The organism is Pectobacterium quasiaquaticum, assembly GCF_014946775.2.
GTDB classification, from domain to species: Bacteria; Pseudomonadota; Gammaproteobacteria; order Enterobacterales; family Enterobacteriaceae; genus Pectobacterium; species Pectobacterium aquaticum.
Genome location: NZ_CP065177.1, coordinates 3,764,031 through 3,782,240, shown reverse-complemented (window position 1 = coordinate 3,782,240; position 18,210 = coordinate 3,764,031). Strand labels below are relative to the sequence as shown.

Annotated in this window: 15 protein-coding genes; 13 read left to right on the top strand and 2 right to left on the bottom strand. The window is 52.5% G+C overall.

The window, feature by feature from the left end:
• Nucleotides 1-19: 19 nt before the first annotated feature.
• The 3 genes from dnaJ (at nucleotide 20) to nhaR (ending at nucleotide 3,586) form a co-directional block, all read left to right on the top strand.
• On the top strand, nucleotides 20-1,156 hold the full coding sequence (gene dnaJ, locus IG609_RS17260) for a molecular chaperone DnaJ (protein WP_102118484.1): 1,137 nt from the start codon (nucleotides 20-22) through the stop codon (nucleotides 1,154-1,156).
• Nucleotides 1,157-1,442: 286 nt separating this feature from the next.
• On the top strand, nucleotides 1,443-2,639 hold the full coding sequence (nhaA, locus tag IG609_RS17255) for a Na+/H+ antiporter NhaA (protein ID WP_193398228.1): 1,197 nt from the start codon (nucleotides 1,443-1,445) through the stop codon (nucleotides 2,637-2,639).
• Nucleotides 2,640-2,671: 32 nt separating this feature from the next.
• Nucleotides 2,672-3,586 (top strand): transcriptional activator NhaR, encoded by a 915-nt coding sequence (nhaR, locus tag IG609_RS17250; protein ID WP_180785302.1) that lies wholly within the window; start codon nucleotides 2,672-2,674, stop codon nucleotides 3,584-3,586.
• A 37-nt stretch (nucleotides 3,587-3,623) separates the two neighbouring features.
• Here the strand turns inward: nhaR and rpsT are convergent, their stop codons facing one another.
• Nucleotides 3,624-3,887: a 30S ribosomal protein S20 gene (rpsT, locus tag IG609_RS17245; RefSeq protein WP_010681770.1), complete on the bottom strand. Its 264-nt coding sequence runs from the start codon at nucleotides 3,885-3,887 to the stop codon at nucleotides 3,624-3,626.
• Between the two features lie 425 nt (nucleotides 3,888-4,312).
• On the opposite strand from rpsT, the gene ribF reads away from it, so the two are divergent.
• The 8 genes from ribF (at nucleotide 4,313) to carB (ending at nucleotide 16,008) form a co-directional block, all read left to right on the top strand.
• On the top strand, nucleotides 4,313-5,254 hold the full coding sequence (gene ribF / locus IG609_RS17240; RefSeq protein ID WP_193398229.1) for a bifunctional riboflavin kinase/FAD synthetase: 942 nt from the start codon (nucleotides 4,313-4,315) through the stop codon (nucleotides 5,252-5,254).
• A 31-nt stretch (nucleotides 5,255-5,285) separates the two neighbouring features.
• The gene (gene ileS / locus IG609_RS17235) at nucleotides 5,286-8,099 is read left to right on the top strand and encodes an isoleucine--tRNA ligase (protein ID WP_193398230.1); all 2,814 of its coding nucleotides are present in this window, start codon (nucleotides 5,286-5,288) and stop codon (nucleotides 8,097-8,099) included.
• Nucleotides 8,099-8,611, top strand: coding sequence for a signal peptidase II (lspA, locus tag IG609_RS17230; RefSeq protein WP_404825809.1), 513 nt, complete (start codon nucleotides 8,099-8,101; stop codon nucleotides 8,609-8,611). The genes ileS and lspA overlap by 1 nt, the downstream gene beginning before the upstream one ends.
• Nucleotides 8,611-9,084, top strand: a complete 474-nt coding sequence (fkpB, locus tag IG609_RS17225; protein ID WP_039461726.1) for an FKBP-type peptidyl-prolyl cis-trans isomerase — start codon at nucleotides 8,611-8,613, stop codon at nucleotides 9,082-9,084. The genes lspA and fkpB overlap by 1 nt, the downstream gene beginning before the upstream one ends.
• Entirely contained in the window at nucleotides 9,065-10,015 is a 951-nt protein-coding gene (ispH, locus tag IG609_RS17220; protein ID WP_193398231.1) for a 4-hydroxy-3-methylbut-2-enyl diphosphate reductase, read from the top strand. The genes fkpB and ispH overlap by 20 nt, the downstream gene beginning before the upstream one ends.
• A gap of 338 nt (nucleotides 10,016-10,353) precedes the next feature.
• A complete protein-coding gene (dapB, locus tag IG609_RS17215; RefSeq protein ID WP_180785306.1) occupies nucleotides 10,354-11,175 on the top strand; it encodes a 4-hydroxy-tetrahydrodipicolinate reductase in 822 nt (273 codons plus the stop codon).
• A 445-nt stretch (nucleotides 11,176-11,620) separates the two neighbouring features.
• Nucleotides 11,621-12,769, top strand: coding sequence for a glutamine-hydrolyzing carbamoyl-phosphate synthase small subunit (carA, locus tag IG609_RS17210; protein WP_226374126.1), 1,149 nt, complete (start codon nucleotides 11,621-11,623; stop codon nucleotides 12,767-12,769).
• Nucleotides 12,770-12,783: 14 nt separating this feature from the next.
• Complete coding sequence (gene carB / locus IG609_RS17205) at nucleotides 12,784-16,008, top strand: carbamoyl-phosphate synthase large subunit (protein WP_014916699.1); 3,225 nt, start codon at nucleotides 12,784-12,786, stop codon at nucleotides 16,006-16,008.
• A gap of 86 nt (nucleotides 16,009-16,094) precedes the next feature.
• On the opposite strand, the gene IG609_RS17200 is transcribed toward carB, so the two are convergent.
• A complete protein-coding gene (locus tag IG609_RS17200) occupies nucleotides 16,095-16,709 on the bottom strand; it encodes a LysE family transporter (RefSeq protein WP_193398233.1) in 615 nt (204 codons plus the stop codon).
• 223 nt (nucleotides 16,710-16,932) lie between these two features.
• Between IG609_RS17200 and IG609_RS17195 the strand changes: the two genes are divergently transcribed.
• Together IG609_RS17195 and IG609_RS17190 are read left to right on the top strand one after the other, a co-directional pair.
• On the top strand, nucleotides 16,933-17,706 hold the full coding sequence (locus tag IG609_RS17195) for a threonine/serine exporter family protein (protein WP_193398448.1): 774 nt from the start codon (nucleotides 16,933-16,935) through the stop codon (nucleotides 17,704-17,706).
• On the top strand, nucleotides 17,697-18,167 hold the full coding sequence (locus IG609_RS17190; protein ID WP_010681755.1) for a threonine/serine exporter: 471 nt from the start codon (nucleotides 17,697-17,699) through the stop codon (nucleotides 18,165-18,167). The genes IG609_RS17195 and IG609_RS17190 overlap by 10 nt, the downstream gene beginning before the upstream one ends.
• Nucleotides 18,168-18,210 lie beyond the last annotated feature (43 nt).

Here is an 18,210-nt window from a genome sequence, read left to right as displayed (position 1 = left end):
TTGAGGGGCAGGAAAATAAATGGCGAAGCAAGATTATTACGAGAGCCTGGGCGTTGCTAAAAACGCGGATGAGCGCGAAATAAAGAAAGCGTATAAGCGTCTGGCGATGAAGTACCACCCAGATCGTAATCAGGGTGATAGCGAGGCAGAAGCCAAGTTCAAAGAGATCAAAGAAGCCTACGAGATCCTTACCGACTCGCAAAAACGCGCAGCCTACGATCAGTATGGACATGCGGCGTTTGAGCAAGGTGGTATGGGCGGAGGCGGCGGTGGCTTTGGCGGCGGCGGTGCCGATTTTGGTGATATTTTTGGCGACGTGTTCGGTGATATTTTTGGCGGCGGTCGCCGTCAGCGTGCGAGCCGTGGATCCGATTTACGCTACAACATGGAGTTGACGCTAGAAGAAGCGGTACGTGGCGTCACCAAAGAGATCCGTATTCCCGCACTCGAAGAATGTGATGTGTGCCACGGTAATGGTGCGAAGCCGGGTAGCTCCCCGATCACCTGTCCAACCTGCCATGGGAACGGTCAGGTTCAGATGCGTCAGGGCTTCTTTACCGTGCAGCAAGCGTGTCCGCACTGTCATGGTCGCGGTAAGATCATTAAAGATCCGTGCGTCAAATGTCACGGCCATGGTCGCGTAGAGAAGAGCAAAACGCTGTCGGTGAAAATTCCGGCGGGCGTGGACACGGGCGACCGTATCCGTTTGTCTGGTGAAGGCGAAGCGGGTGAGCACGGTGCACCGTCAGGTGATTTGTACGTTCAGGTGCAGGTTAAAGCGCATCCGATCTTCCAACGTGAAGAAAACAATCTGTACTGTGAAGTGCCGATCAATTTTGCGATGGCAGCATTAGGTGGCGAGATTGAAGTTCCGACGCTGGATGGTCGCGTGAAGTTGAAAGTGCCTGCGGAAACGCAAACTGGGAAACTGTTCCGTATGCGTGGCAAGGGCGTGAAATCGGTACGTGGCGGTGCGCAGGGCGATCTGTTGTGCCGTGTGGTTGTCGAAACGCCGGTTAGCCTGAATGAGCGTCAAAGACAACTGCTGCAAGAACTCGATGAGAGCTTTGGTGGCCCGTCTGGCGAGAAAAATAGCCCACGCTCGAAAAATTTTTTCGATGGCGTGAAGAAATTTTTCGATGATTTAACCCGTTAATGGTTTGTCGTTAATGCGTGATAAGAAACCGGTGGGGTAAACCTGCCGGTTTTTTTATGACGGACATCCCTGCGCGTCACCTTGTGGCCGTTACTGTGCAATGTTGAAAAACGCTCCCGACGTTTTTTTATTCCTTTCTCTTGATAGCCTCAATTCAATAGATCGTTTTTTACGATGATTAAGCCAGCTTTAATCTGCTTTTAGCGAGTGGTTAGATTGCGTAGTCTTGCCAGCAAGAAAGCGGGCATACGGTATTAACGCTCGTGCCTAATGGGAGATTAAGTCAATGATAACAATGATTCGTCGCTTTATTCGATTGGATGCCGCCGCTGGTGTGATGCTAATGATGGCAACAGTTCTGGCAATTGCGTTTGCCAACTGGTCGATGACTGCCGCTGGCTATCAACAATTCCTGATGATGCCGGTGGAAATGCGCTTTGGCGCACTGGAAATCAATAAGAACCTGCTGCTGTGGATTAATGATGGTCTGATGGCGATTTTCTTCCTGCTGATTGGTCTGGAAGTAAAGCGCGAACTTGTCGAAGGCTCGTTAGCCAGCCGCCAACAGGCGATGCTGCCACTGGCGGCTGCGGTAGGCGGAATGGTTTTTCCTGCTTTGTTCTTTCTGCTTTTCAACGCGAATGATGAGATGACGCGCGCGGGCTGGGCGATTCCCGCGGCGACAGATATCGCGTTCGCGATTGGTGTACTGACGCTTTTGGGTAAACGTGTTCCCGCTGGGCTGAAAGTCTTCCTGCTAGCGCTGGCGATCATTGACGATCTGGGGGCGATCCTGATCATTGCCCTGTTTTATACGCAGCAGATTTTTTGGCCTGCGCTAGGTGGCGCGGTGTTGGCGATTATAGCGCTGGCCTATATGAACAGGCAGCAGGTTGGTAAAAACTCCGCCTATTTGCTGGTGGGGATCGTCTTGTGGATCTGCATTCTAAAATGTGGCGTTCATGCGACGCTCGCTGGGGTGATTGTCGGATTCTTTATTCCTTTACGTACGTCCAACGGGGAATCTTCTCCGGCAGCTACGTTGGAACATGGCTTACAAACGTGGGTCGCGTTTCTGATTATTCCGCTGTTTGCCTTCGCTAACGCAGGCATTGTATTGCAGGGGATTGTGCTGGAAAAACTGTTTTCCCCTTTGAGCCTAGGCATTGCTGCCGGGTTGCTGATTGGTAAACCGCTGGGCATTACTTTGTTCAGTTGGCTAACCATCCGGCTGGGCTACGCGCGTCTGCCCGCTGGTGTTCACTTTAGCCAGATTGTGGCGGTGTCAATGCTGTGCGGCATCGGTTTTACCATGTCGATATTTATTACGCTGCTGGCCTTCTCCGGCGGCGATGCGGAGTTGATTACCTATGCCAAGCTGGGAATCTTACTGGCATCGGGGCTAGCGGCACTGCTTGGCTATCTGGCGCTACGTGTTGTGTTGCCTACGCTGGACAAGGTGATGCAACCGTGTAAGGGTTGATGCTATGCCGGAGGCGCGAAGAGGGGGCGGGTGTGTCTCATTTGAATTTTAATCATCTCTATTATTTCTGGCAGGTTTATAAGTCGGGATCCGTTGCGGGTGCGGCAGAGACGCTGTTCTTAACGCCGCAGACTATTACCGGACAAATCAAATGTCTGGAAGAGCGTTTACAGGGCAAGCTCTTCAAGCGTAAGGGGCGCGGGTTGGAACCGACGGAGCTGGGGCAGCTTGTTTTTCGCTATGCGGATAGCATGTTCCAGCTTAGCCAGGAAATGTTGGATATTGTGAACTACCGCAAAGAATCGAACCTGCTATTTGATGTCGGCGTGGCTGATGCGTTGTCCAAACGGCTGGTGAGCAGGGTGCTGGAAACGGTCGTAACGGAACAGGAACATATCCATTTACGCTGTTTTGAGTCGACGCACGAAATGCTGCTGGAGCAGTTGAGCCAGCATAAGCTGGATATGATTTTGTCAGATTGTCCGGTGGATTCGACGCAGCAGGAAGGGCTGTTTTCACTCAAGCTGGGCGAATGTGGTGTGAGTTTTTATTGTAAACGTCCGCAGCCTGAGCAGCCTTTTCCCGCTTGCCTTGAACAACGTAAGCTGCTGATTCCCGGGCGGCGAACCATGCTGGGACGGAAACTGCTGAACTGGTTTACGGCGCAAAATATTCAGACGACTATTTTGGGCGAATTTGATGATGCGGCTCTGATGACCGCGTTCGGCATTAATAACGACGCGATTTTCGTTGCACCGTCTCTGTATGCCAATGAAATCTACCAGCAGGGCGATATCGTCGAGATCGGTAGGATCGAGAACATTCAGGATGAGTATTATGCGATTTTTGCGGCCAGAATGATCCAGCACCCTGCGGTGCAGCGCGTCTGTAACGCGGATTTTTCAGCGCTCTTCTGTGATACCACAGACACAAAAAAACCGGCCTAGGCCGGTTTTTTCTTAGCAACAACACGCAGATGCGTGATTATTGCATGGCGTTGATGCGCGCAACCAGATTGGATTTATGACGTGCAGCTTTGTTTTTGTGGATCAGGCCTTTACCAGCCTGACGATCCACGATTGGTTGCATGTCATTAAATGCTTTCTGTGCCGCTTCTTTATCGCCAGTAGCGATCGCCGCGTATACTTTCTTGATGAAAGTACGCATCATTGAGCGACGGCTTGCGTTATGCTTACGGCGCTTCTCAGATTGTACGGCGCGTTTCTTAGCTGATTTGATATTAGCCAAGGTCCAACTCCCAAATATATTCAATCGAGGACAATTCAAAGGCCGTGGAATATGCTCGTTTAGCCTTCGTTTGTCAATGGATTTGTGCAAATAAGCGTCGTTTGTACGTCGACACTTGTTACGTTGTGATGGCGCAGGATTTTAGCAGCTTCACGCGGTGGAATACAGCTTTTCGCATCATAAATTCATCCTGAATTTGATAAAGCCCTGTCTGTCATCGGTAAAGTCGGATTGCATGTGCCGTCCGCCGTCTGGATATTCTGCGTATAGGCCTCATCCATCGATGATTCAGCTAAAAAACGTGCAAATACTGGCACGATTTACAAGGTGGCTGCAAAAGGCGCGAATCGCGGGTTAACCTTACTCGCTGTACAAGGTATAATCCGCCGATTTCCATAATATTAACCCTTTGTTCTGGGCCAGCCATGCAGCTAATTCGCGGTATACACAATCTTCGGGCACACCATTACGGCTGTGTGCTCACTATTGGTAATTTTGACGGCGTGCACCTCGGACACCAAATGCTGCTTGAACGACTGAAGCAGGAAGGTCGCGCTCGTGGGCTGCCGGTGATGGTCATGATTTTTGAACCACAGCCGCTGGAACTCTTCGCTGCGGAAAAAGCGCCCGCCCGTCTGACGCGTCTGCGTGACAAGGTGAAATATCTGGCGCAGGCCGGCGTGGACTATCTGCTGTGCGTCAGATTCGACGCACGTTTTGCCGCCAACGATGCTGAGACGTTTGTTTCTTCCCTGCTGGTGAAAAAATTGGGCGTGAAGTTTCTGGTGGTGGGAGATGACTTCCGCTTCGGGGCTGGTCGTCAGGGAGATTTCCTGTTATTACAGAAGGCTGGATGTGAGTCGGGATTTGATGTCATCAGCACTGATTCGTTCTGTAATGGCGGCAAACGGGTTAGCAGCACTGCCGTACGTGAAGCGCTCAGTCGTGATGAACTTGAGCTGGCAGAAAGTCTGTTAGGCCATCCTTACAGCATTTCCGGGCGTGTAGAACATGGCAAAGCATTGGGGCGAACCATTGGGTTCCCTACCGCCAACCTGCCGTTGAAACGTCAGGTTTCCCCCGTCAGCGGCGTGTATGCCGTCAGCGTTTATGGGCTAGGGCAAGAACCGCTACCGGGCGTTGCCAATATTGGCACGCGTCCGACCGTAAACGGTGACAAACGCCAGCAGCTTGAAGTGCATTTGCTGGACGTGACGATGAACCTCTATGGTCGTCATATTGAAGTCGTACTGCGTAAAAAGATCCGTAATGAACAGCGTTTTGCTTCGCTCGATGCGTTAAAACAGCAAATCGCCGATGATGTGGTGACAGCCCGGACGTTCTTCGGGTTAAAGACACCGGTTTAATTTTTCTAGCCGAAACGAAATCGAGAATCTAATGAGTGACTATAAGACTACCCTGAACTTGCCGGAAACAGGGTTCCCGATGCGTGGCGATCTGGCCAAGCGCGAACCTGACATGCTGAAACGTTGGTATGAGCAGGATCTGTACGGGATTATTCGCAATGCGAAGAAGGGAAAGAAGACCTTCATTCTGCACGATGGCCCTCCGTACGCGAACGGCAGCATTCACATTGGTCACTCAGTTAACAAGATTCTGAAAGATATTATTGTTAAATCGAAAGGTCTGTCTGGCTACGATTCCCCTTACGTGCCTGGCTGGGACTGCCACGGTCTGCCGATTGAGCTGAAAGTAGAACAGCTTATCGGTAAGCCGGGCGAGAAAGTCAGCGCCGCAGAATTCCGCGCGGAGTGCCGTAAATATGCGGCAGAGCAAGTTGCCGGTCAGAAAGCCGACTTTATCCGTCTCGGCGTACTGGGCGACTGGGATCGTCCTTATCTGACGATGGATTTCAAAACCGAAGCGAACATCATCCGTGCGCTGGGCCGCATCATTGAAAATGGCCACCTGCACAAAGGGGCGAAACCGGTTCACTGGTGTGCCGACTGTGGTTCCGCGCTGGCGGAAGCGGAAGTCGAATATTACGACAAAACGTCTCCATCCATTGATGTCGCGTTTAACGCCAGCGATGTGGCTGCGGTATTAGCTAAATTTGGCGTGAGTAGCGTAGACGGCCCTGTCTCGCTGGTGATCTGGACGACCACGCCGTGGACGTTGCCAGCAAACCGTGCTATTTCGCTGAATGCGGAATTCGATTATCAGCTGGTGCAGATTGGCGGTCAGGCGCTGATTCTGGCGGCCGATTTGGTTGAAAGCGTGATGAAACGCGCAGGTGTGACCCAGTGGATCGTTCTGGGCGACTGCAAAGGCGCGGATCTTGAGCTGCTGCGTTTCAAACATCCGTTCCTGGGCTTCGATGTACCCGCCATTTTGGGCGACCACGTGACGCTGGATGCGGGTACGGGTGCGGTGCATACCGCCGGTGGTCACGGTCCTGAAGACTATGTGATCAGCCAGAAATACAATCTGGAAATCGCCAACCCAGTTGGGCCGAACGGCTGCTACCTGAGCGGCACCTATCCTGAACTAGATGGCAAATTCGTTTTCAAAGCCAACGACCTGATCGTTGAAATCCTGCGTGAAAAAGGCATGTTGCTGCACGTAGAGAAATTGCAGCACAGCTATCCGTGCTGCTGGCGTCATAAGTCGCCGATCATTTTCCGTGCCACGCCACAATGGTTTGTCAGCATGGATCAAAAAGGCCTGCGTAAGCAGTCGCTGTCTGAAATCAAAGGCGTGCAGTGGATCCCGGATTGGGGTCAGGCGCGTATCGAAGCGATGGTCGCCAACCGTCCTGACTGGTGTATCTCCCGTCAGCGTACTTGGGGCGTGCCAATGTCGCTGTTCGTCCACAAAGAGACGGAAGAATTGCATCCGCGTACCGCACAGCTGATTGAAGCAGTAGCGAAACGTGTTGAAGCCGATGGCATTCAGGCATGGTGGGATCTCGATCCGGCCGATGTGCTGGGCGCAGACGCGGACAACTACGTCAAAGTGCCGGACACGCTGGACGTGTGGTTCGATTCTGGATCAACGCACTCGTCTGTCGTGGATGTACGCCCTGAATTCGGCGGTCATGCGGCGGATATGTATCTGGAAGGTTCCGACCAGCATCGTGGCTGGTTCATGTCTTCCCTGATGATCTCTACGGCGATCAAAGGCAAAGCGCCTTACCGCCAGGTACTGACCCACGGTTTCACCGTTGATGGTCAGGGCCGCAAGATGTCCAAATCGATCGGGAATACCGTCAGCCCGCAGGACGTGATGAACAAGCTCGGTGCCGACATTCTGCGCCTGTGGATCGGTTCAACGGATTACTCCGGTGAAATCGCCGTATCCGATGAGATCCTGAAGCGTTCCGCCGATGCCTATCGCCGTATCCGTAACACCGCGCGTTTCCTGCTGGCGAACCTGAATGGGTTTGATCCACAGCAGCATATGGTGAAACCAGAAGATATGGTTGTGCTGGATCGCTGGGCGGTCGGCTGTGCGAAAGCGGCACAGGAAGAGATCCTCGAAGCGTATGAAAGCTATGATTTCCACCGCGTCGTACAGCGTCTAATGCAGTTCTGCTCGATTGAAATGGGTTCGTTCTATCTGGATATCATTAAAGATCGTCAGTACACGGCAAAAGGCGACAGCGTAGCACGCCGTAGCTGCCAGACTGCGCTGTACCATATCTCAGAAGCGCTGGTACGCTGGATGGCACCGATTATGTCCTTCACCGCCGATGAGATCTGGAACTACCTGCCGGGTGAGCGTGCGCAGTACGTGTTTACCGAAGAGTGGTATGACGGTCTGTTCGCGCTGGATAGCGCAGAAACCATGAACGATGCGTTCTGGACGGATGTTCTGAAAGTGCGTAGCGAAGTGAACAAAGTCATCGAGCAGGCGCGTAATGACAAGCGCATCGGTGGATCGCTGGAAGCCTCCGTCACGCTGTACGCCGATGCTAATCTGGCAGGTAAATTGAGCCAACTGCATCAAGAACTGCACTTTGCGTTATTGACGTCAAAAGCGCAGGTCGAACGTTATGAAAATGCGCCGGATAGCGCGCAGGTAACGGAACTCACCGGACTGAAAATTGCCTTAAGTGAGGCAGAAGGACACAAGTGTCCACGCTGCTGGCATTACGAGACGGATATTGGTAGCAATGCCGAGCATCCTGAAGTGTGTGGTCGCTGTGCGACTAACGTGGGCGGTAACGGCGAAGAGCGTAAATTTGTCTGATGAATAAAATCTGTGCGAGTGGACTGCGCTGGCTCTGGCTGGCGATACTGGTTTTAGTTGTCGATCTTGGCAGCAAGCAGTGGATTCTTGCCCACTTTGCGCTGGGGGATACGGTGCCAGTGATGCCTTCTCTGAATCTGCATTACGCCCGTAACTACGGCGCAGCATTCAGCTTCCTGGCGGATAAAGGCGGTTGGCAACGCTGGTTCTTTGCTGGCATCGCGATTGCTATCGTGGTTGCTCTGCTGGTGATGATGTACCGTGGCAGCGTCAAACAGCGGCTCAATAACATTGCGTATTCGCTGATTATCGGCGGTGCACTGGGCAATCTGTTCGACCGGACATGGCACGGATTTGTTGTCGATTTCATCGACTTTTATGTCGGTGATTGGCATTTCGCCACGTTTAACCTTGCCGATACCGCTATCTGTATTGGCGCGGCGCTCATCGTACTGGAAGGTTTTTTCAGTACGTATGATGATACTGATACCGTTAAGCAAAAGGGTCACTGATGTCCGAGAGTGTTCAGCATAACAGCGCGCTGCTGGTGCATTTTATTCTGACGCTAGAGGATGGCTCAGCGGCTGAATCTACGCGTGAGCGCGGCAAACCAGCGCTGTTTCGCCTTGGCGACGGCAGCCTGTCTGACGCGTTGGAACAACATCTGTTGGGATTGCGGCGTGGCGATAAACGCAAGTTTACGCTACCGCCGGAGTCGGCCTTTGGGCCGACCAATCCGAACCTGATCCAGTTCTTCCTGCGTCGTGATTTCGCCCAGACCGGCGTGCCGGAAGTTGGCACTATCATGCTGTTCAGCGGCGTTGCCGGAAATGATATGCCGGGGATTATCCGCGATGTGACCGAAGAGTCCGTCACCGTGGATTTCAACCATCCTCTATCCGGTCAGGCGATAACCTTCGATCTTGAAGTGCTGGATATCGATCCCGTACAACAGGAGGTGACACATGCAGATCCTGCTGGCTAATCCGCGCGGCTTTTGTGCCGGTGTCGATCGGGCTATCAGCATTGTGGAACGGGCGCTGGAGCTGTTTGGTACGCCGATCTACGTCCGTCATGAAGTGGTACATAACCGCTATGTGGTTAACGGATTACGCGAACGTGGTGCGATTTTTATTGAGCAGATTGAAGACGTGCCGGACGGTGCGATTCTGATTTTCTCGGCACATGGCGTTTCGCAAGCGGTACGTAATGAAGCCAAAAACCGCGATCTGACGGTATTCGATGCGACCTGTCCGCTGGTGACCAAGGTGCATATGGAAGTGGCCAGAGCCAGTAAGAAAGGCGTAGAAGCGATTCTTATCGGGCATGCCGGGCACCCTGAAGTCGAAGGGACGATGGGGCAGTACAGCAATGCGGACGGCGGCATGTATCTGGTGGAATCCCCTGAGGATGTCTGGCAGCTACAGGTAAAAGACGAAAGCAATCTGTGTTTTATGACGCAGACCACGCTTTCTGTTGATGATACCTATGCGGTGATTGATGCATTGCGTGAGCGTTTCCCGCAGATCGTCGGCCCGCGTAAAGATGACATCTGCTATGCCACGACCAATCGTCAGGAAGCCGTTCGCCACTTGTCGGATAAGGCGGATGTCGTTTTTGTCGTCGGCTCTAAAAACTCCTCAAACTCCAATCGCCTTGCTGAATTAGCACAGCGCGCGGGGAAAGCAGCTTATCTGATTGATTCAGCAGAAGATATCCAGGAGTTATGGCTAGCGGGCGCTTCGCATGTTGGGGTAACCGCAGGCGCATCGGCACCGGATATTCTGGTACAACAGGTGATTCAGCGCCTGAAAGCATTAGGCGGCAAGGTGGCGGTTGAAATGCAGGGACGTGAAGAAAACATCGTCTTTGAAGTGCCGAAAGAACTGCGTGTTGACGTCAAACAGATAGATTAATGCTGTTTCTGCGGTAGGGCTTCTTCGGCCCTATCGCTGTTATTCCTATCTATGTTCCCCTGTTATTCACCCATGAAAATGTTAATGCATAAAAATGAATTTTTATGCGTTATGCCATGTGGTTTAATTTTGACCACTTTTGCTTATCTTCAAATACCTTGCGGCTTTTCATCGCTCTGATGCGCCATTTTGCTGTCTGTGGTTAGACAGTTTTGCTGATTTTCTGCGGCTTCAAACAGTATTTTCTAATCTGGCGGTAAATCCGCTGGCGATAGTGCGCAGCGCCCGTTAACCTGATGTTATTTTTATGTCGTCAGGATCAAAAAGAGAGAGACATTATGAAGGATTCATCCATCCGTATTGCGGTTGTAGGCGCGGGCGGCCGTATGGGACGCCAACTGATTCAGGCTATCGAGCAAATGGACGGCGTGGTATTGGGCGCGGCGCTGGAGCGTTCTGGTTCGTCTCTGATAGGAAGCGATGCCGGCGAACTTGCTGGGCTGGGTAAAAGCGGTATTACCGTGAATGAAAGTCTGGATGCCGTGCAGAATGATTTCGATATTTTGATCGACTTCACTCGCCCGGAAGGCACCTTAGCGCATCTGGCGTTTTGTCGTCAGCACCGTAAAGGCATGATTATTGGCACAACTGGCTTTGATGACGCAGGGAAAGCGGCGATTAAGCAGGCTGCGCAGGATATCGGGATTGTGTTTGCGGCGAACTTCAGCGTTGGCGTCAATGTCATGCTGAAGCTGCTGGAAAAGGCGGCCAAGGTCATGGGCGACTATACTGATATCGAAATCATTGAAGCACACCACCGTCACAAAGTGGATGCGCCATCGGGTACCGCGCTGGCGATGGGCGAAGCGATCGCCGATGCGTTGGGACGCGATCTGAAGTCCTGTGCCGTGTATGCGCGTGAAGGCTATACGGGTGAACGCGATCCGAAAAGCATTGGTTTTGCGACCGTGCGAGCGGGCGATATTGTCGGTGAACATACGGCGATGTTTGCTGACATTGGCGAGCGCGTTGAGATTACCCACAAGGCATCCAGCCGTATGACGTTTGCCAATGGTGCAGTAAGAGCCGCTATCTGGATTAGTTCGAAAGAAAGTGGCATTTTTGATATGAGAGATGTGCTTTCTCTGAATGATTTATAGTATTTAATTTTTATATAGATATTATATCTAACTGATAAAGGTGGTTATTTTTATGATCACCTTTACTTTTATCTTTTTGGATTATTTTTTCTATCACCATTGATTTTTGTTTGTGTTTTATTCTATTTTTTAGTGATGATTTTCCCTCCTTACTCTCAAAATGTCCTTGGCTGGTGATTTGTTACTCTTATTTTAGCAATGTTGTCTCGCAACCGTTTACTTCTCTCAGTTGATAGGGTTTTTTACGTCAGTGGGCCACTATTTATTTCGTAAAGCATAAAAATAAGAGAAAAAAAGCGGTTTGGGTAGACAATCGGGAAGACCATCATTAAAATGCGCCCAATTTGCCAAAAATTGGCCTTACGGGTAGTTTTTGCATTGATTTAGTGACTCAAATCTGAATTAATATGCAAATAACGTGATTGTTTATTCCTTGGAGGGTGTTTTGATTAAGTCAGCGCTATTGGTTCTGGAAGACGGAACCCAATTCCACGGTCGGGCCATTGGGGCAGAAGGGTCGGCAGTGGGGGAAGTGGTCTTCAATACGTCGATGACCGGTTATCAAGAAATCCTTACTGATCCTTCCTATTCCCGCCAGATTGTCACTCTCACTTATCCCCATATCGGTAATGTCGGCACCAATGCCAACGATGAAGAATCCCCCTCTGTACAGGCTCAAGGTCTGGTTATTCGTGATTTACCTCTGATTGCCAGCAACTACCGTAGTGAAGAAAGCCTGTCTGAATACCTCAAACGCAACAACATCGTCGCCATTGCTGATATCGATACCCGTAAACTGACCCGTCTGCTGCGTGAAAAAGGCGCACAGAATGGCTGCATCATCGCGGGCGATGCGCCGGATGCTGCTGTCGCGCTGGAGAAAGCGAAAGCGTTCCCAGGGCTGAAGGGCATGGATCTGGCAAAAGAAGTGACGACGCCAGAAAGCTACAACTGGTTACAGGGAAGCTGGACGCTGGAAGGCGAATTGCCAGCGGCGAAAAACGAAAGCGAACTGCCTTACCACGTTGTGGCTTATGACTATGGTGTGAAACGCAACATTCTGCGTATGCTGGTGGATCGCGGCTGCCGCCTGACGGTGGTTCCGGCGCAGACACCTGCTGAGGACGTACTGAAGCTGAATCCAGACGGCATTTTCCTCTCTAACGGCCCGGGTGACCCGGAACCGTGCGACTACGCGATTCGCGCGATCAAAACCTTCCTGGAAACGGATATTCCGGTATTCGGCATTTGTCTGGGTCACCAACTGCTGGCACTGGCGAGCGGTGCCAAGACCATCAAAATGAAGCTGGGTCACCACGGTGGCAACCATCCGGTCAAAGATCTGGATAACAACTGTGTGATGATTACCGCGCAGAACCACGGCTTTGCGGTTGATGAAAATAATCTGCCTGCCACGCTGCGCGTCACGCATAAATCCCTGTTCGACCATACGGTTCAAGGGATTCACCGCACGGATAAGCCCGCGTTCAGCTTCCAGGGTCACCCAGAAGCGAGCCCAGGCCCGCACGATGCCGCGCCGCTGTTCGACCACTTTATTGACTTGATTCAGACTTACCGTTCTTCAGCTAAATAATCAGGAGCGAGAAAATGCCAAAACGTACAGATATTAAAAGCATCCTGATTCTGGGCGCAGGCCCGATTGTTATCGGCCAGGCGTGTGAGTTTGACTACTCGGGTGCACAGGCGTGTAAAGCGCTGCGTGAAGAGGGTTACCGCGTTATTCTGGTGAACTCCAACCCAGCAACCATCATGACCGACCCGGAAATGGCCGATGCGACCTACATCGAGCCGATTCACTGGGAAGTGGTGCGCAAAATCATTGAAAAAGAGCGTCCAGATGCGGTGCTGCCAACGATGGGCGGCCAGACTGCGCTGAACTGTGCGCTGGAGCTGGAACGTCAGGGCGTGCTGGCCGAATTCGGCGTTACCATGATTGGTGCAACGGCGGATGCGATTGATAAAGCAGAAGATCGCCGCCGCTTCGACGTAGCAATGAAGAAGATCGGTCTGGATACCGCGCGTTCCGGTATTGCACACAATATGGAAGAAGCGCTGGCGGTTGCGGCTGACGTCGGCTTCCCGTGCATCATCCGTCCTTCCTTTACGATGGGCGGCACCGGTGGCGGTATCGCGTACAATCGTGAAGAGTTCGAAGAGATTTGCGAACGTGGTCTGGATCTGTCTCCAACCAAAGAGCTGCTGATCGATGAATCGCTGATCGGTTGGAAAGAGTATGAGATGGAAGTGGTGCGTGATAAGAACGACAACTGCATCATCGTCTGCTCCATCGAAAACTTCGATGCGATGGGGATCCACACCGGAGACTCCATCACCGTCGCACCGGCGCAAACGCTGACCGATAAAGAATATCAAATCATGCGTAACGCCTCGATGGCGGTACTGCGTGAAATCGGCGTAGAAACGGGCGGTTCCAACGTTCAGTTCTCGGTAAACCCGAAAACTGGCCGTCTGATTGTTATCGAAATGAATCCGCGTGTATCACGTTCTTCCGCGTTGGCCTCTAAAGCGACGGGCTTCCCGATTGCGAAAATCGCGGCCAAGTTGGCTGTAGGTTACACGCTCGATGAGCTGATGAACGACATCACTGGCGGCCGTACGCCAGCGTCCTTCGAACCCGCTATCGACTACGTTGTGACCAAGATTCCACGTTTTAACTTCGAGAAGTTCGCGGGTGCCAACGACCGGCTGACCACGCAGATGAAATCTGTGGGTGAAGTGATGGCGATTGGCCGCACGCAGCAGGAATCCTTGCAGAAAGCGCTGCGTGGCCTGGAAGTGGGCGCAACCGGCTTCGATCCGAAAGTGGATCTGGACGATCCAGAAGCGCTGACCAAAATTCGCCGCGAGCTGAAAGATGCGGGTGCAGAGCGTATCTGGTACATCGCTGATGCCTTCCGCGCGGGGATGTCTGTCGATGGCGTGTTTAACCTGACCAACGTTGACCGCTGGTTCCTGGTGCAGATTGAAGAGCTGGTGCGTCTGGAAGAGCAGGTTGCTGAAAAAGGTGCAACTGCGCTGGATGCCGAATTCCTGCGTACGCTGAAGCGTAAAGGCTTTGCCGATGCGCGTCTGGCGAAACTGGCTGGCGTGGCGGAAAGCGAAATTCGCAAGCTGCGCGATAAGTTCGACCTGCATCCCGTCTATAAACGCGTCGATACCTGTGCGGCAGAATTTGCGACCGATACAGCGTACATGTACTCCACGTATGAAGAAGAGTGTGAAGCCAATCCGACTCAGGATCGTGACAAAATCATGGTACTGGGTGGTGGACCGAACCGTATTGGTCAAGGGATCGAATTTGACTACTGCTGCGTCCACGCTTCACTGGCGCTGCGTGAAGATGGTTATGAAACCATCATGGTCAACTGTAACCCGGAAACCGTGTCAACAGACTACGATACGTCTGACCGCTTGTACTTCGAGCCGGTAACGTTTGAAGATGTGCTTGAAATCGTCCGCATCGAGAAGCCAAAAGGCGTGATCGTGCAGTACGGTGGCCAGACGCCGCTGAAACTGGCGCGTGCGCTGGAAGCCGCAGGTGTGCCAGTGATTGGCACCAGCCCGGACGCGATTGACCGCGCAGAAGACCGCGAGCGCTTCCAACAGGCCGTTAATCGTCTGGGGCTGAAGCAACCGGCTAACGCCACGGTCGCGACCATTGAGCAGGCGGTAGAAAAAGCGCGTGGCATCGGCTACCCGCTGGTTGTCCGTCCTTCTTATGTTCTGGGCGGCCGCGCGATGGAAATCGTGTACGACGAAATCGACCTGCGTCGCTACTTCCAAAACGCCGTTAGCGTGTCCAACGATGCGCCAGTTCTGCTGGACCGTTTCCTTGACGATGCTATCGAAGTCGACGTTGATGCGATTTGTGACGGCGAGCGTGTGCTGATTGGCGGCATTATGGAGCACATCGAGCAGGCGGGCGTTCACTCCGGTGACTCAGCTTGTTCACTGCCGGCTTATACGCTGAGCAAAGAGATTCAGGACGTGATGCGTCAGCAGGTTGAGAAACTGGCGTTTGAACTCTGCGTTCGTGGTCTGATGAACGTGCAGTTCGCGGTGAAGGATAACGAAGTTTATCTGATTGAAGTGAACCCACGTGCGGCGCGTACCGTACCGTTTGTCTCGAAAGCGACGGGCGTTCCGTTGGCTAAAGTCGCGGCACGCGTGATGGCAGGCAAAACGCTGGCTGAGCAGGGCGTCACGAAAGAAATTATCCCGCCGTACTACTCCGTAAAAGAAGTGGTGCTGCCGTTCAACAAATTCCCTGGCGTTGACCCGATCCTCGGGCCAGAAATGCGTTCAACCGGTGAAGTGATGGGCGTGGGCCGCACGTTTGCTGAAGCGTTTGCTAAAGCGATGCTGGGCAGTAACTCGCACATGAAGAAAACCGGACGCGCCCTGTTGTCAGTGCGTGAAGGTGATAAAGCTCGCGTGGTGGATCTGGCGGCTAAGCTGTTGAAGTACGGCTTTGAGCTGGATGCGACGCATGGCACGGCGATTGAGCTGGGCGAAGCGGGCATTAATCCGCGTCTGGTGAACAAGGTGCATGAAGGTCGTCCGCACATTCAGGACCGCATCAAGAACGGTGAGTACACCTACATCGTCAACACCACCGCAGGACGTCAGGCGATTGAAGACTCTAAGCTGATTCGCCGCAGTGCGCTGCAATACAAGGTGCACTACGACACCACGCTGAACGGTGGTTTCGCGACCGCGATGTCGTTGACGGCAGATCCGACGGAGAAGGTCACTTCCGTACAGGAAATGCATGCGATGATTAAAGGCTGATTGACCGACCTCGGTAGGCAGTAAGCCGATAGTGAAGCCAGCGTTGGTAACAGCGCTGGCTTTTTTCATGGTAAGCGTTTTGGGTGTTAACCTAGCGCGACTTTGATACCTAACGCGATTAATACTGTGCCGAGCAGCTTATCCACCAGTTTCTGTGCTTTAGCCAATCCGCGGCGTACTGGTTCGCTTTGGAAAAGTACCACCAACAGCGGCCACCAGACGAGAGAGAGCAGCCAGATAATCATGGCGTACCACAGTTTTTCACCGAGGCCTGAGTGAATATTCAGAACCTGAGTGAACATCGCCAGAAAGAAGAGTGTGGCTTTCGGATTCAGCAGGTTGCAGAGATAGCCTTGGAGGAACGCTTTTTTCAGGCTGACGCTTTGCTGTGTCAGATTTGATACGTCCATTTTGCTTCCGCTGCGCGCGAATAGCGCTTGAATACCGATCCAGATCAGATAGGCGGCACCTGCATATTTCAGTACATTAAACAGCCAAGGCGTGGTGGTGATGACGACGGCTAGCCCAGCGACGCAGTACGCCATGTGAGTTGCTACGCCGCAGATGACGCCAAAGGCGGTCATCATTGCAGCAGCACGTGGATAGCGCGCCGCATTCCTGATAACGAGGAAAAAGTCGGGGCCGGGAGAGAGCATCCCCAGCGTGGCGATGGTCGCGACAAACAGTGATGTTTCTAACATGGTCATTCCAGGCAGTGAAGAAAGAGAGGGGCCGAGGGAAATCATAGTGCCAGAATAATGAATTCGCATCACACTTATTGGTTATTCGGCGGCGATATGTTAACAATTGTCCTTTCATTTTTTGCGGTTAATTTCAGGGGCGGGTTGAGATAACAACATGGTCAGTGAACGTGAGAACTGTGAACCATTCAGTAGTGAAAAACAATGTAGTGCCGAAAAACAGATGGGGGAAGCACCGATGCAGCGGGAAATAACCCGACTGTGCATCCAATGTGCGCTGTTGCTGTTACAGCATGGCGCAGAAAGCATGGTCGTAGAGCAGTTGTCGTCACGGCTAGGTATGGCACTCGGCGCTGATAGCGTTGAGAGCTCCATCTCAGCAAATTCGATTGTGCTGACCACCATCATGCAGGGGCATTGCCTAACGTCAACGCGGAAGAATGCGGATCGCGGTATTAATATGCACGTCGTCATTGAGGTTCAGCATGCGGTCATCATGGCTGAGCATAAGCTGCTAGATGTGGCAGGGGTGGAAAAACGTCTGGGAAATATCAAACCGTTGCGTTATCCGCGCTGGCTGATGGTTTCCGTTGTCGCACTTTCCTGCGGCTGCTTCAGCCGTTTGAACGGCGGCGGATGGGATGCGTTTATCGTCACGCTGCTCGCCAGCGGCCTGGCAATGTATATCCGACAGGTCTTTACGGCGCGGCACCTGAATCCGTTGATCAACTTCTGCATTACGGCGTTTGTGGCGACGTCGGCATCTGGGCTGTTGATGCGTTTGCCTGCTTTTGAACAAACCTCAACGGTCGCGATGGCGGCGAGCGTGCTGTTGCTGGTTCCCGGCTTCCCGTTGATTAACGCCGTGGCGGATATGTTTAAAGGGCATGTAAATACCGGTCTGGCACGTTGGACGGTCGCGAGTTTACTGACGCTGGCGACCTGTATTGGTGTGGTGATGGCGATGTCGCTGTGGGGGTTACGCGGATGGGCTTAAGTTTACTGTGGGCACTCTTGCAGGATATGGTGCTGGCGGCGGTTCCTGCGTTGGGCTTTGCGATGGTCTTCAACGTCCCGCTGAAAGTACTGCCTTACTGTGCACTGCTAGGTGGTGTCGGGCATGGCGTACGGTTTCTGGCGATACATTTCGGCATGAATATCGAATGGGCGTCGTTTCTGGCGGCGATATTGATTGGCATCATCGGTATTCGCTGGTCACGCTGGCTGCTGGCGCATCCGAAAGTCTTTACCGTAGCGGCGGTGATCCCGATGTTTCCCGGTATTTCTGCCTATACGGCGATGATTTCGGTGGTAGAGATTTCGCATCTTGGCTACAGCGAAGCGCTGATGAGCGTCATGATAACCAATTTTCTGAAGGCTAGTTTTATCGTCGGTGCGCTCTCTATCGGCCTGTCTTTACCGGGGATCTGGCTCTACCGTAAACGGCCGGGAGTATAAAACGCTTATATTACGTTTCGGTCTTGTATCTATATCGACGAGC

Bases quoted from the DNA above. Each gene is read 5' to 3' on its own strand.
- dnaJ (WP_102118484.1), top strand. From the start codon at position 20: ATGGCGAAGCAAGATTATTACGAGAGCCTGGGCGTTGCTAAAAACGCG.
- nhaA (WP_193398228.1), top strand. From the start codon at position 1,443: ATGATAACAATGATTCGTCGCTTTATTCGATTGGATGCCGCCGCTGGT.
- ribF (WP_193398229.1), top strand. From the start codon at position 4,313: ATGCAGCTAATTCGCGGTATACACAATCTTCGGGCACACCATTACGGC.
- ileS (WP_193398230.1), top strand. From the start codon at position 5,286: ATGAGTGACTATAAGACTACCCTGAACTTGCCGGAAACAGGGTTCCCG.
- lspA (WP_404825809.1), top strand. From the start codon at position 8,099: ATGAATAAAATCTGTGCGAGTGGACTGCGCTGGCTCTGGCTGGCGATA.
- fkpB (WP_039461726.1), top strand. From the start codon at position 8,611: ATGTCCGAGAGTGTTCAGCATAACAGCGCGCTGCTGGTGCATTTTATT.
- ispH (WP_193398231.1), top strand. From the start codon at position 9,065: ATGCAGATCCTGCTGGCTAATCCGCGCGGCTTTTGTGCCGGTGTCGAT.
- dapB (WP_180785306.1), top strand. From the start codon at position 10,354: ATGAAGGATTCATCCATCCGTATTGCGGTTGTAGGCGCGGGCGGCCGT.
- carB (WP_014916699.1), top strand. From the start codon at position 12,784: ATGCCAAAACGTACAGATATTAAAAGCATCCTGATTCTGGGCGCAGGC.
- IG609_RS17200 (WP_193398233.1), bottom strand. From the start codon at position 16,709: ATGTTAGAAACATCACTGTTTGTCGCGACCATCGCCACGCTGGGGATG.
- IG609_RS17195 (WP_193398448.1), top strand. From the start codon at position 16,933: ATGGGGGAAGCACCGATGCAGCGGGAAATAACCCGACTGTGCATCCAA.
- IG609_RS17190 (WP_010681755.1), top strand. From the start codon at position 17,697: ATGGGCTTAAGTTTACTGTGGGCACTCTTGCAGGATATGGTGCTGGCG.